The sequence below is a fragment of the Burkholderia sp. AU32262 genome (assembly GCF_020419985.1).
GTDB classification, from domain to species: domain Bacteria; phylum Pseudomonadota; class Gammaproteobacteria; order Burkholderiales; family Burkholderiaceae; genus Burkholderia; species Burkholderia semiarida.
In genome coordinates, this window is sequence record NZ_JAIZRS010000019.1 from 47,304 (window position 1) to 59,867 (window position 12,564).

11 protein-coding genes and 1 pseudogene are annotated in these 12,564 nt (G+C 69.7%); 4 read left to right on the forward strand and 8 right to left on the reverse strand.

Annotated elements, in window-relative coordinates; genetic code table 11:
• Positions 1-11 precede the first annotated feature (11 nt).
• On the forward strand, positions 12-1,400 hold the full coding sequence (locus LGN10_RS22395; RefSeq protein WP_059638442.1) for an L-serine ammonia-lyase: 1,389 nt from the start codon (positions 12-14) through the stop codon (positions 1,398-1,400).
• Between the two features lie 66 nt (positions 1,401-1,466).
• Here LGN10_RS22395 and LGN10_RS22400 read toward each other — a convergent pair whose 3' ends face one another.
• The 4 genes from LGN10_RS22400 to LGN10_RS22415 form a co-directional block, all read right to left on the reverse strand.
• Positions 1,467-1,868 carry a type II toxin-antitoxin system VapC family toxin gene (locus tag LGN10_RS22400; RefSeq protein ID WP_059580596.1) on the reverse strand — a complete coding sequence of 134 codons (402 nt, stop codon included), beginning with the start codon at positions 1,866-1,868 and terminating at the stop codon, positions 1,467-1,469.
• On the reverse strand, positions 1,868-2,104 hold the full coding sequence (vapB, locus tag LGN10_RS22405; protein WP_059580709.1) for a type II toxin-antitoxin system VapB family antitoxin: 237 nt from the start codon (positions 2,102-2,104) through the stop codon (positions 1,868-1,870). The genes LGN10_RS22400 and vapB overlap by 1 nt, the downstream gene beginning before the upstream one ends.
• 119 nt (positions 2,105-2,223) lie before the next feature.
• The gene (locus LGN10_RS22410) at positions 2,224-2,508 is read right to left on the reverse strand and encodes a type II toxin-antitoxin system RelE/ParE family toxin (RefSeq protein WP_124658522.1); all 285 of its coding nucleotides are present in this window, start codon (positions 2,506-2,508) and stop codon (positions 2,224-2,226) included.
• Complete coding sequence (locus LGN10_RS22415; RefSeq protein WP_124658521.1) at positions 2,505-2,966, reverse strand: hypothetical protein; 462 nt, start codon at positions 2,964-2,966, stop codon at positions 2,505-2,507. The genes LGN10_RS22410 and LGN10_RS22415 overlap by 4 nt, the downstream gene beginning before the upstream one ends.
• A gap of 294 nt (positions 2,967-3,260) precedes the next feature.
• On the opposite strand from LGN10_RS22415, the gene LGN10_RS22420 reads away from it, so the two are divergent.
• Positions 3,261-4,964, forward strand: coding sequence for a thiamine pyrophosphate-binding protein (locus LGN10_RS22420; RefSeq protein ID WP_226225065.1), 1,704 nt, complete (start codon positions 3,261-3,263; stop codon positions 4,962-4,964).
• Positions 4,961-6,056 (forward strand): annotated as a pseudogene (locus LGN10_RS22425) (ADP-heptose--LPS heptosyltransferase). Before LGN10_RS22420 ends, LGN10_RS22425 begins: the two are co-directional and overlap by 4 nt.
• A 229-nt stretch (positions 6,057-6,285) precedes the next feature.
• Here LGN10_RS22425 and LGN10_RS22430 read toward each other — a convergent pair.
• The 3 genes from LGN10_RS22430 to LGN10_RS22440 all read right to left on the reverse strand — a co-directional run bounded on the left by LGN10_RS22430 (position 6,286) and on the right by LGN10_RS22440 (position 9,785).
• Complete coding sequence (locus tag LGN10_RS22430) at positions 6,286-7,302, reverse strand: helix-turn-helix domain-containing protein (protein ID WP_059638453.1); 1,017 nt, start codon at positions 7,300-7,302, stop codon at positions 6,286-6,288.
• 229 nt (positions 7,303-7,531) lie between these two features.
• The gene (locus tag LGN10_RS22435) at positions 7,532-8,080 is read right to left on the reverse strand and encodes a hypothetical protein (protein WP_124863064.1); all 549 of its coding nucleotides are present in this window, start codon (positions 8,078-8,080) and stop codon (positions 7,532-7,534) included.
• Between the two features lie 178 nt (positions 8,081-8,258).
• On the reverse strand, positions 8,259-9,785 hold the full coding sequence (locus LGN10_RS22440; protein WP_059580582.1) for an aldehyde dehydrogenase family protein: 1,527 nt from the start codon (positions 9,783-9,785) through the stop codon (positions 8,259-8,261).
• 320 nt (positions 9,786-10,105) lie between these two features.
• On the opposite strand from LGN10_RS22440, the gene LGN10_RS22445 reads away from it, so the two are divergent.
• Positions 10,106-10,534, forward strand: coding sequence for a pyridoxamine 5'-phosphate oxidase family protein (locus LGN10_RS22445; RefSeq protein WP_059580579.1), 429 nt, complete (start codon positions 10,106-10,108; stop codon positions 10,532-10,534).
• Between the two features lie 393 nt (positions 10,535-10,927).
• Here LGN10_RS22445 and LGN10_RS22450 read toward each other — a convergent pair whose 3' ends face one another.
• Positions 10,928-12,541, reverse strand: a complete 1,614-nt coding sequence (locus LGN10_RS22450; protein WP_226225066.1) for an MFS transporter — start codon at positions 12,539-12,541, stop codon at positions 10,928-10,930.
• Positions 12,542-12,564 lie beyond the last annotated feature (23 nt).

Consider the following 12,564-nt stretch of genomic DNA (forward strand, 5'->3'; position numbering starts at 1 on the left):
CAGGTATCGAAATGGCAGTCAGCGTGTTTGACCTCTTCAAGATCGGCATCGGTCCGTCCAGTTCGCACACGGTCGGGCCGATGCGCGCCGCGCTGATGTTCGTCCAGGGCCTCGAGCGCGACGGGCTGCTCGACGCGACGGCTCACGTGAAGGTCGAGCTGTACGGCTCGCTCGGCGCCACCGGCAAGGGCCACGGCACCGACCGCGGCGTGATGCTCGGCCTGCTCGGCGACGCGCCCGACACCGTCGATCCCGACACGATCGACGCGCGGCTCGAAGACGTCCGCAAGACGAAGCAACTCGCGCTGCTCGGCACGCACCCGGTGCCGTTCGTGCTGAAGGAGCACATCGCGTTCTACCGCCAGGCGCTGCCCGAACATCCGAACGGGATGAAGCTGCGCGCGAGCGACGCGAACGGCGCGGTGCTGGTCGAGCGCACGTACCTGTCGGTCGGCGGCGGCTTCGTCGTGACGGCCGGCGCGCCGAACACGAAGGTGCTGAGCGCGGCCGAGCAGATGACGCACCCGTTCCGCACCGGCGCGGAGCTGCTCGCGCTGACCGCGTCGACCGGCAAGTCGATCGCGCAACTGATGTGGGAAAACGAGCGCGCGTGGCACACCGAGGAAGAAACGCGCGACGGGCTGCTGAAGATCTGGGCCGTGATGCAGTCGTGCGTGTCGCGCGGGTGCGGGATCGGCAACCCGGACGCCGACGGCAACCTGCCCGGCCCGTTCCAGGTCAAGCGCCGCGCGCCGCAGTTGTACCGCACGCTGACGGGCAGCCCCGAACGCGCGCTGCAGGATCCGCTGTCGATGATCGACTGGATCAACCTGTACGCGATCGCGGTCAACGAGGAAAACGCGGCCGGCGGCCGCGTCGTCACCGCGCCGACCAACGGCGCGGCCGGCATCATCCCGGCCGTGCTCCACTACTACACGCGCTTCACGCCCGGCGCGAACGAACAGGGCGTGATCGACTTCCTGCTGACGGCCGCCGCGATCGGCATCCTGTACAAGCTCAACGCATCGATCTCGGGCGCGGAAGTCGGCTGCCAGGGCGAAGTGGGCGTTGCGTGCTCGATGGCGGCCGGCGCGCTCGCGGCCGTGCTCGGCGGCACGCCCCAGCAGGTCGAGAACGCGGCCGAGATCGGGATGGAGCACAACCTCGGCCTGACCTGCGACCCGGTCGGCGGGATGGTGCAAATTCCGTGCATCGAGCGCAACGCGATGGCGTCGGTGAAGGCCGTCAACGCGGCGCGCATGGCGCTGCGCGGCGACGGCTCGCACTACGTGTCGCTCGACTCGGTGATCAAGACGATGCGCGAGACGGGCGCCGACATGAAGACCAAGTACAAGGAAACGTCGCGCGGCGGGCTGGCGGTGAATATCGTCGAGTGCTGATGCGGGACCCGGCGGCAATGCGAGGCCGGTCGGCCGACGTATTGCCGCCGGGCTCGACACCCGGCACTAATCGTTCAGCCAGTTCTCCACGCGCAATCCCGGATAGCTGACGAAATCCCGCTCGTTGTTGGTCACCAGGACGACATCGAGCGACACCGCATGAGCGGCGATCAATTTGTCGAGGTGATCCTTCTTCCGTTCGCGGGTGGCCTCGCGGATCGGACCATACGCTTGCGCGGCCGGGGCGTCGAAAGGCGCGACGGGAATATCCTCGATCAACGCCGCGAGATTGCGGCGCTCCCGGGCAGGGCTCGTGCATGCGGTCACGCCGTACTCGAGCTCCGCATAAGTGACCGCCGACATGACGACGTCGCCCGTGTAGCACTGCGCAAATCGTCTCGCGACCTGCTCCGGCTGATTCTTCATCAGATAGATGCACATGTTGGTGTCGAGCATGAAGCGCGGCATCACAAGCCCTCACGTTCGGCCTGTTCATGGTCGCCACGCCCTTCGGTCATGAAGTCCGGCCCGAATTTCGCGAATTTCTCGAGTACGTTGGTCAGAGGCCGCCGCATCGGCCGAATGCGGATTTCGTCACCGACGCGCTCGATTTCCAGCTCGATATCGCTGCGTTCATAGGCAAGGTCCGCAGGAATACGCACGGCCTGCGAGTTGCCGTTTCTGAATACCCTCGTAGTATGCATGTCGATCTCCGCCCGGATGTACATTGTATGTACATTATCCGATGCGGGCCGAGATGTAAATCCATGTGTGTACATAACAGGTGTTCCTTCGGCTGACGAGCCGGCAGTGAATGCGCGCGTCACGGCCATTGCCGTCGCGCATGCAGCACGCGGAGGATCTCCACGATGCCCTCGGCCGGCCGGATGCGATACACGAACACATCGTTCGGCGCGACCACCAGCTCACGCGTGCCGGCCACCCGCCCTCGCCGATACAACTCGGCATGGGCCGGTAACGCCGCCGCCCTTTCTTCCAGCAGTTCGTCGAGTTCGAGGGCGGCCAGCGGGTCGTCCTCGGCGATGGTGTCCATGATGGCGGCGCGATCCTCGTGCGCCTTCGGATTCCAGTGCAACGCAAGGGTCAAGAAGCATCCCCGCGCTTGCCGGCAAGCCGGTCACGCAGCGCCGCACGTCGCGACGCGAAGTCGGCGCTGACTTCGGCGTCCGGAATCGACGCACGCGGGTCGTCCAGCGCCTGCTGCACCTGCTCGCGAAACCAGCGATCGTGGGCCGCCGCCTCGTGTGCCGCCTTCAGCGCCGCCGCGCGATCGGGCCGGGTCGCCCGGCCGGCCGCATCCGGGTCGAATGCCGACGCGTCCACATCGAATCGGTTGATACCGATATCGCGCAGAAAGCCGACCAGCGTTTCAAAACGGCGAAACACCCGAACGTCGCCGCGCTTGGCCGACAGGAAACGTTCGTGTGCGCCGCACCGGGCCGAGAACGCCCAACCGTTGCCGCAACCGACCACGCGGGCCGCACGCACCGCGCCGGCTGCGGCCAGTTCCGTCAGCGTCTTTTGATCAATCGTTTCGGTCGTCATGGCGATTCTCGCCCCCTTTCTCCACGCATTCGCTGAAATTTTACTATTGAGTGGCATCCCAATTTATTGTTATTTGGGATGCCCGCTCCGGATCGAGACAAGCGTCCGCCCGCCATCCATAGCACTCACTTTCCGCCGTCGCGCCAGTCTGCACAAGCTGGCCGGTCGGCCAACCGAAGGCGGTGCGCCCTCGCGGAACCGCCCAGCGTTCCGACACTTTTCATCGTCCACCGTACCGGCACGCCGCCAACCGGCGTAAGCTGTACGTCCCGCTACCCAGGGAGACGGCAGCCCATGTCGCATTCCAAGGATCTCGAGCCGCGCGCCACCACCGGTGCGCGCTTGCTCGTCGATGCGTTGCTCGCCAATCACGTCGAACGCGTGTTCTGCGTGCCGGGCGAGAGCTTCCTCGCCGTGCTCGATGCGCTGGCGGACGACACCGCCCGCATCCAGACGGTCGTCTGCCGCCACGAGGCGGCCGCCGCGAACATGGCCGAAGCGGTCGGCAAGCTGACCGGCCGCCCCGGCATCGCATTCGTCACGCGCGGGCCCGGCGCGACCCATGCGTCGATCGGCGTGCACACCGCATTCCAGGATTCGACGCCGATGATCCTGTTCGTCGGCCAGTGCGCACGCGAGCACCTCGACCGCGAAGCCTTCCAGGAAATCGACTACCGCCGGATGTTCGGCCAGATGGCGAAATGGGTCGCGCAGATCGACGATCCGCGCCGCATTCCCGAATACCTGAGCCACGCGTTCCACGTCGCGACGTCCGGCCGGCCCGGCCCGGTCGTGCTCGCGCTGCCGGAGGACGTGCTGTCCGACGCGTGCGCGCCGCAGCCCGTCGCGCCGGCCGCGAAACGCATCGCGGCCGCGCCGTCGGCCGCGCAGATCGACGAGTTGCGCGAGCGGCTCGCGCGCGCGGAACGGCCGTTCGCGATCGTCGGCGGCAGCGGCTGGACGCCGGACGCCTGCGCGAACCTGCGCACCTTCGTCGAACGCTGGCAATTGCCGGTCGCGTGCGCGTTCCGCTTCCAGGACACGATCGACAACGCGCACCCGAACTACGCGGGCGACGTCGGACTCGGAATCAACCCGGCGCTCGCGAAACGCATCCGCGACGCCGACCTGCTGCTCGTGATCGGGCCGCGCCTCGGCGAAGCGACGACCGGCGGCTACACGCTGCTCGACATCCCGAAGACACGCCAGACGCTGGTCCACGTGCACCAGGGCGCGGACGAACTCGGCCGCGTGTACGCCGCCGACCTGCCGATCGTGTCGGGCATGCCGGAGATCGCCGCGCCGCTGGCCGCGCTCGAACCGCCCGAGCGGCCCGCGTGGGCCGGTACGGCCGCCGACGCGCACCGCGCATACCGCGAATGGCATGCGCCGCTGCCGATGCCCGGCGACGTGCAGCTCGGCGACGTGATGGTGCAGTTGCGCGAGCGCCTGCCGCACGACGCGATCCTGACCAACGGCGCGGGCAACTATGCGATCTGGCTGCATCGCCACTTCGCGTACCGGCACTTCCGTTCGCAGCTCGCGCCGACGAGCGGCGCGATGGGCTACGGGCTGCCGGCCGCGCTCGCCGCGAAGTCGCTGTATCCGCAGCGCGCCGTCGTCGCGCTCGCCGGCGACGGCTGCTTCATGATGGCCGGCAACGAGCTCGCGACCGCGATGCAATACGGGCTGAACATCGTCGCGATCGTCGTCAACAACGGCCATTTCGGCACGATCCGCATGCATCAGGAGCGCAACTACCCGGGCCGCGTGCACGGCACCGGGCTCACGAACCCGGATTTCGCGGCCTATGCGCGTGCGTTCGGCGCGCATGGCGAGACGGTCGAGCGCACCGCCGATTTCGCGCCCGCGCTCGAACGCGCATTGACGTGCGGGCTGCCCGCGGTGATCGAGATCCGCATCCCGCAGGACGCGAGCACGCCGGCCGCGACGCTCGAGCAGATCCGCGAGCAAGGCCGCCGCGCGCGCGGCGCATGACGGCGATGGACATGCACGCCGCACCGCCCGCCGCCGTGCTGTCGCACGACGACGCACTGGCCTGCCCCGGCACGCTGCTCTCGCCCGACGGCACGCTCGTCGCGCCGTACGATCTCGAGCATGGCGACGAGCGCGCCGACGGCTACGTGCCTGCCGCATCCTCACTCGGCCTGCTGCACGCCGCGCACCGGCCGTTCCGGCTCGATTACGGCGACGCGCGGCACGTGCACGTGATCAACGGGATGGGCGTCGCGCTCGGCGATTCGGTGATCGGGCTGACGGCCGTCGCCGCGCTGCGTGCGGCCCATCCGGGCCTGCGCTTCACGCTGTACCGGCCCGCGCGCGCCGCGCTATGTCGAGGCGCTGTATGCACTCGCGGCCGACGTCGTCGCGCCGTCGCGCGCGCTGCCGTGCCCCGCGGAAGCGCTGCCCGCCGACGCGCATTGCATCGACGTTGGCAATCACCTGTACTGGCCCGCATTCGCGCGGCTGCCGATGATCGACTTCTTCCTCGACGCGCTCGGCGTCGATCCGGCCGCCGTGCCGGCCGCCGCGAAACGCAACCGCTGGCTCGCGCGGCTATCGCTGCCCGCGCTGCCGGCCGAGTGGCGGCGGCCTTACGTGCTGTTCTGCCCGAATGCGAGCACCGCGGTGCGCAGCGTGCCGCCCGCGTTGCGCGTCGCGTTCGTGGAACGGCTCGCGCAACGTTACGGGTTGCCGGTGGTCGGCTTCGGCCCGATCGCGCATCCGGCTTACGTGGACGTGAGCCGCCACGCGACCGACACCGCGCGCTTCATCGCGTGGATCAAGGGCGCGAGCCTGCTGTTCGCGCCGGACACGGCGGCGCTGCATCTCGCCGACGGTTTCGACGTGCCGACGCTCGCGTGCTTCACGACGATCGGGCCGGCGCTGCGCGTGCGCGACTATCCGCATTGCGTGCCGGTCACGCTCGACGTGCCGGCCGAATTGCACGGGCTGCATCGCAGCGAACAGCCGGACGATCTGGCGGCGGTCGACGCCGCTTACCGTGCAATCGACTGGGACGCGCAGGCGTGGCCCGCGCCGCGCGACGCGGCGGCAGCGGCCACCTGAGCAAGTCGGCGCGTCGGCGAGCGTGGCGGTCGAATCGGCAGCGGCACACGCACTGCGCCGGCACGGGCGCCGCTTCGGCTGCCCGGCTGATCCCGCCAGGCTCGCACCGGCCGCCTGAGCGAAGCCGGCGCGGCGGCGAGCGGAACGATCGAACCGGCAACAGCGCGCGCACGGCACCCCCACCGCCGCGAGCGCCGCGCCGGCCGCCCGGCTCACCGCGCCGAACGCGTCACGCGCGATCGCGCAGCGTCTCGGATGGCCGTTTGCCGAACAGGCGCCGGTAATCGGTCGCGAACTGGCTCAGATGCCAGAAGCCCCACGCCTCCGCGACGTCCTGCACCGAGCCGGCCGCGCGCCCGCACAGGTCGCGCCGCGCGCCGTTCAGCCGCAGCGTGCGCAGGTAGGTCGCGGGTGCCATCCCGAGCACGTCCTGGAAGCAGTACTGCAGCGTGCGCCGGCTCACGTGCAACTGTTCGCACAGCTCGGGCACGCCCACCGGGCGCGTGCGGTGCGCGAGCACGTAGTCGCGCGCCTGGTCGACGATCCAGCGGCGCGTCGACGGCGCGGCGCCGCTGCCGCCGTCGGCCGGTTGCGCGCACGCATCGAACAGCGCAGCCAGCACTTCGGCCTGCAGATCGTCGCGCTGCGCATCGGGCAGCGGGCCGGCCATCGCCACCGCGCCGTCGAGCCGGCGGCCGAGCAGCGCGCACAGGCGCGCGAGCCGCGCGTCGCCGACCTGCATCACGCGCTGCGTGAACAGCCGCTCGTCGAGCGCACGGTGCTCGACTTCCTCCGCATAGCGGCGCAGCACGTCGCCGCGCACGACGACGCCGTAGATCGAGAACTGCGCGGGCGTCACCAGTTCGAATTCGACGTTGCCGGGCCGGAACGCGAGCGCGCCGGGGCCGATGCGGCACGCATCGACGCGCGCCGAGCCGTCGCACACGAGCGGGATGCCGAACCAGTACGCATCGCCGCGCACTTCGCAGGCCTGGCGCAGCAGGTGGCTGGTCGATTCGCGGAACAGCTTCATCGTGTCGAGCGGCAGCTCGGTCAGCGTGCCGACGAAGCGGCCGGCCGCGAGCTGGTCGTAGGTCTGCCGCCAGCCGATCAGGTTGCGCGCCTGCTCGTCCGCATCGTGCGCGACGCTGACGACGGCCTGCCCGGCGAACGCGTCGTCGCCCTGCGCGCTGCGCCGCGTGTCTTCGGCGGTCGGCTCCTCCGTACACGCCACATGTCGATTCATCGTGTCCTCCCTCACCTGCGCGGAACCCTGCGTATCACGCAAGTCCCGTGCCGAACCGCACGGCCCGGCGAACCATCCGCCATTGCACGCTGTCCGGCCGATGCGCGCCATGCGGGCGCACCCGAACGCGGCATGCCGCGCACGCCGCCGGTGCGCTCCGCGCGGCCGCCGCGCATACGCGCCGCCGCCCGCATATGCAGCCCGGGTACCGGGCCGGCTACGGGGCGGGCTACGGGGCCGGCTTCAGCCGCACGACCCGCGTGCCGCAATTGCCGTATGCCTGCGCGATCGCCAGTTCGACGATCGCGCTGCCGGCCGCCCACGGCGCCGCGTCCGCTTCCGGCGGACCCGCGCGCAGCGTGGCGCGACCGTTGATCCGGTAGCGCAGGCCGCGCACGAAATCGACGAACAGCAATCCGACGCCGCGGCCGTCGCAGGCGGCCGCGTCGATCCGGCTGCCGTCGCCGTCATGCGCGGCGGGCAGCGCGAAGCGCAGCGTCTTCGTGTCGATCACGCGCACCACCGGCAGCAGATCGCCGTTCGCGTCACGCCGGCTCTGCACGATGTCGCAGGTCATCGACGCACCGGCGCCCGATGCCATGCCGACGAACATGAACGGCTGCGATTCGACGAACTGCCGCACGCCGACGCTCAGCCGCGTGGTCACGGCGTCGCTCATCCGCTCGGCTTCGTCGGCGACGCCGAAGCGGTGCTGCGCGTCGAGTTCGCCCGGATGGAATACCGGGTGGCGCGGAAAGGATCGGGGCGGTTCTGCCATGCTGGGAGCGGTTGCATGCATCGGCGCACCGTGCCGCCGCGAACAGGCGGCACCCGGCGGCGTTGCCGGCGCCGGCCGTGCAGGGAAACGCAACCGGCGCCGACTGTCGAACAGGGAAATCGAACCGGGCGACGTGCCGGGCCCGACCGGCCACGACACGTCGCCACGGCTTCGGCGATCAGAAGAACCCGAGCGCCTCGGCCTGATAGCTGACCAGCAGGCACTTCGTCTGCTGATAGTTCGACAGCGCCATCTTGTGCGTCTCGCGGCCGATGCCCGACTGCTTGTAGCCGCCGAACGCCGCATGCGCGGGATACAGGTGATAGCAGTTGGTCCACACGCGGCCGGCCTCGATCTCGCGGCCCATGCGGTACGCACGCGTGCCGTTGCGGGTCCACACGCCCGCGCCGAGCCCGTAGAACGTGTCGTTCGCGAGTTCGATCGCCTCCTGCTCGTCCTTGAACGTCATCACCGACGCGACCGGTCCGAAGATCTCTTCCTGGAACACGCGCATCTTGTTGTTACCGAGCAGCATCGTCGGCTTCACGTAGTAGCCCGTGCCGAGTTCGGCGGCCGGCGCCGTGCGCTCGCCGCCCGTCAGGCATTGCGCGCCTTCGCCGCGGCCGATGTCGATGTACGACAGGATCTTGTCGAGCTGCTGCTGTGACGCCTGCGCGCCGATCATCGTCTGCATGTCGAGCGGGTGGCCGGCCTTGATGCGCTCGACGCGCGCGACGGCCTTCTCGATGAAGCGGTCGTAGATCGATTCCTGGATCAGGATCCGCGACGGGCACGTGCACACTTCGCCCTGGTTCAGCGCGAACATCGCGAGCCCTTCGAGCGCCTTGTCGAGGAACGCGTCGTCCTGGTCGAGCACGTCGGCGAAGAAAATGTTCGGGCTCTTGCCGCCCAGTTCGACCGTCGACGGGATCAGGCTTTCGGCCGCCGCGCGCAGCACGTGCTTGCCGACCGGCGTCGAGCCCGTGAACGCGATCTTCGCGATCCGCTTGCTGGTCGCGAGCGCTTCGCCCGCTTCCTTGCCGAAGCCGTTCACGATGTTGATCGCGCCGGCCGGGAACAGGTCGCCGATCAGTTCCATCAGCACGAGCACCGACGCGGGCGTCTGCTCGGCCGGCTTCATCACCACGCAGCAGCCGGCCGCGAGCGCGGGCGCGAGTTTCCACGCGGCCATCAGCAGCGGGAAATTCCACGGGATGATCTGGCCGACCACGCCGAGCGGCTCGTGGAAGTGGTACGCGACGGTGTTGTCGTCGATTTCGGAGATGCCGCCTTCCTGCGCGCGGATGCAGCCCGCGAAGTAGCGGAAGTGGTCGATCGCGAGCGGCAGGTCGGCCGCCATCGTCTCGCGCAGCGGCTTGCCGTTGTCGATCGTCTCGGCCACGGCCAGCAGCTTCAGGTTCTTTTCCATCCGGTCGGCGGCGGCGAGCAGCAGGTTCGCGCGTTCGGCAACCGACGTCTTGCCCCACTTGCGGCGCGCGGCATGCGCGGCGTCGAGCGCCAGCTCGATGTCGTCGGCGCCGGAGCGCGGCACGCGGCAGAACGGCTGGCCGTTGATCGGCGACACGTTCTCGAAATACTCGCCCTTCACGGGCGCCACCCACTTGCCGCCGATGTAGTTGTCGTATTGCTGGCGGTACGGGTATTCGACGTCGAGGCCCAGTTGTTTCAGGTCAAACGGGTTCATACATGTCTCCTGTTCATCGTGCTTGTGTGAGTACAGCGCCGGTTGGAATGCGCTGATCCCGTTTACGCAACATGCGTGCCAAACGGAACGGGAGCATGTCGATCGCGGCCGGCGCGCGTGCGCACCGTGCGGTGTTCATGCACGCAACACGACGGGTGTACCGATTCTGAACACCGCGGTTGCGCAGCGCTGCGGCCGGTGTTCGGAATTTCCACAGTGCGCGGCTGGGCGCTGCACGCGCAGAACGCCGCGTCGCGTGGCATGTCGCTTGCGTGCTTGTTGCGGATCCACACGCCACGGCGCACGCGCCGACCGACACCATGAACGATCGCGGCCCCCTGACCGACGACGCCATCGCGTTCATCCGCGAGCAGGCTTTCCTGATCGTCGCGACCGCCGACGCGGCCGGCAACGGCGACTGTTCGTATCGCGGCCGCCAGCCGCGCGCCGACGGTTCGTTCACGCCGCTCGTCGATATCCCGGACCGCCGCACGCTGGTGCTGCCCGACTTCGCGGGCAACAACCTGCTCAACACGATCGGCAACCTGCTGGTGAATCCGGCCATCGCGTTGCTGTTCGTCGATTTCGTGCGCCAGACGACCTGGCTCGTGCAGGGCCGCGCGACGCTCGACGAGGATGCGCGACGCCACGCGGACCTGTGGCCGGATGCGCTGCGGTGTCTGGTGATCGACGTGGAATGCGCGCAGGCGCGAACGGATGCGGACTTGCCGCCGCTCGTGCTGGCGTGATGCGCGGCGGGTGACGCGCTCATCGACGGAGGACCATGCGGGTACGGCGGCTGCGTCGACCGGTGTGCTGATGGGCTGATGTGCTGATGTGCTGATGTGCTGATGTGCTGATGTGCTGATGTGCTGATGTGCTGATGTGCTGATGTGCTGATGGGCTGATGGGCTGATGGGCTGATGGGCTGATGGGCTGATGGGCTGATGGGCTGATGGGCTGATGGGCTGATGGGCTGATGGGCTGATGGGCCGATTCGCCGATGCGCCGATGCGCCGATGTGCCGATGTGCCGATGTGCCGATGTGCCGATGTGCCGATGTGCCGATGTGCCGATGCGCCGATGCGCCGATGAGTCGATGGGCCGACCCGCCGACCCGCCGAATCACCGCGCTGCAACGCTCACCGCCCATGCGTCTCCGCACCGGCCGGCGCGACGCGGCCGCGCGCCGACATATCGGCCTGCGCGTGGCCGTCCGCCTCGTCACCCGTTTCTTCGCCCGCCGCCCGCCCGCCGAGGAACCCGAACACCACCACCGCGCACAGCACCGTGACGACGGCCAGCCCGGTCAGCAGCCGGTCGAAGGCGTGCGTGTAGCTCGCGATCAACGCGGCACGGCCGACACCCGGCAACGCGGCAGCCGCGCCCGCGAGATCGCCGGTCGCAAGCCGCGCGGCGGCGCGCAGCGTCGCGTCCGGCGCGCCGACAGCTCCTGCCGCCTGCACGAGGCCCGTTTGCGCGAGCGCGGCCAGCACCGCGCCGACGATCGCCAGCGCAATCCCCTCGCCGGCCACGCGCGTCGTGCTGAAAATGCCCGTCGCCATCCCCGCGCGCTCCTTCGGCACGACGCTCACCGACAGCCCGTCCATCAGCCCCCACGGCATGCCGGCGCCGACGCCGATCGCGAGCATCGGCGCGATCGCCGCCGGCCCCGCGCCGCCGCGCAGCGCGATGCCGAGCCACACGAGCCCACCCGCCGCGACCAGCAGCCCGAGCCCCGAAATCACGCCGGCCGACAGCCAGCGCGTGAGCGTCGCCGCGACGAGCGGCACGAAGAGCATCGGCGCGGAGATCGCGAGCATCAGCCAGCCGGCGTCGATCTCGCTGAAGCCGTCGATGCCGATGAAGCGCAGCGGCAGCACGACGAGCAGCACGATGTAGCAGCAGCAGGTCGACACCGGCAGCACCTGCACGCCGACGAAGCGCGCGATGCGAAATAGCGACAGGTCGAGCATCGGCCGCGCGACGCGCGTCTCGATCGTCACGAACGCGCACGCGCCGAGCGCCGCGCCGGCCAGCAACGCGATCACGAGCGCGCTCGACCAGCCGCGCGCGGGCGCTTCGATCACGCCGAACGTGAACAGCGTCAGCGCGGCCGTGAACGCGGCCGTGCCGGGCCAGTCGAGCCCCGTTGCGTGCGGGTCGCGCGACTCGCGCATGCGCGGCAGCCCGAACGCGAGCGACAGCACGCCGGCCACCGCGCTCGTCACGAAGATCGCGCGCCAGCCGTAATGCCCGATCAGCCCGCCGGCGAGCACGGGCCCGAACGCGAGCCCGATCCCGAAGGTCGTGCCGAGCAGGCTGAACGCACGCGTGCGCGCCGCGCCGTCGAATTCCTGCGCGAGCGCGGCCGTGCCGCCGGCCAGCGCCGCGGCCGCCGCGAGCCCTTGCGCGGCGCGCAGCAAGTCAACGGCGAGCATCGACGGCGCGAACGCGAGCGCGACCGACATCAGCGTGAAGCCGCCGACGCCGATCGCGAACAGGCGCTTGCGGCCGAACTGGTCGGCCAGCGCGCCCGACGCCATCAGGAAGCTGCCGAACGCGAGCATGAACGCGTTGGTGATCCAGTTCATCGCGACCGGGCTGCCGTGCAGGTCGCGGCCGATCGCCGGCGTCGCGACCGCGCCGCCGGAAAACGACAGCGGCAGCGCGACGGCGGCCATGCAGACGGCGGCCAGCACCCATGCCCTGCGGCGCGCGGCCAGCGCTGAAGCAGTTGAAACCGGGTGATCCATCATCGCTCCTCGAAAAGCCGGCG

Bases quoted from the DNA above. Each gene is read 5' to 3' on its own strand.
- LGN10_RS22440 (WP_059580582.1), bottom strand. From the start codon at position 9,785: ATGAACCCGTTTGACCTGAAACAACTGGGCCTCGACGTCGAATACCCG.
- LGN10_RS22395 (WP_059638442.1), top strand. From the start codon at position 12: ATGGCAGTCAGCGTGTTTGACCTCTTCAAGATCGGCATCGGTCCGTCC.
- LGN10_RS22420 (WP_226225065.1), top strand. From the start codon at position 3,261: ATGTCGCATTCCAAGGATCTCGAGCCGCGCGCCACCACCGGTGCGCGC.
- LGN10_RS22435 (WP_124863064.1), bottom strand. From the start codon at position 8,080: ATGGCAGAACCGCCCCGATCCTTTCCGCGCCACCCGGTATTCCATCCG.
- LGN10_RS22445 (WP_059580579.1), top strand. From the start codon at position 10,106: ATGAACGATCGCGGCCCCCTGACCGACGACGCCATCGCGTTCATCCGC.
- LGN10_RS22415 (WP_124658521.1), bottom strand. From the start codon at position 2,966: ATGACGACCGAAACGATTGATCAAAAGACGCTGACGGAACTGGCCGCA.
- LGN10_RS22430 (WP_059638453.1), bottom strand. From the start codon at position 7,302: ATGAATCGACATGTGGCGTGTACGGAGGAGCCGACCGCCGAAGACACG.
- LGN10_RS22400 (WP_059580596.1), bottom strand. From the start codon at position 1,868: ATGCCGCGCTTCATGCTCGACACCAACATGTGCATCTATCTGATGAAG.
- LGN10_RS22450 (WP_226225066.1), bottom strand. From the start codon at position 12,541: ATGGATCACCCGGTTTCAACTGCTTCAGCGCTGGCCGCGCGCCGCAGG.
- vapB (WP_059580709.1), bottom strand. From the start codon at position 2,104: ATGCATACTACGAGGGTATTCAGAAACGGCAACTCGCAGGCCGTGCGT.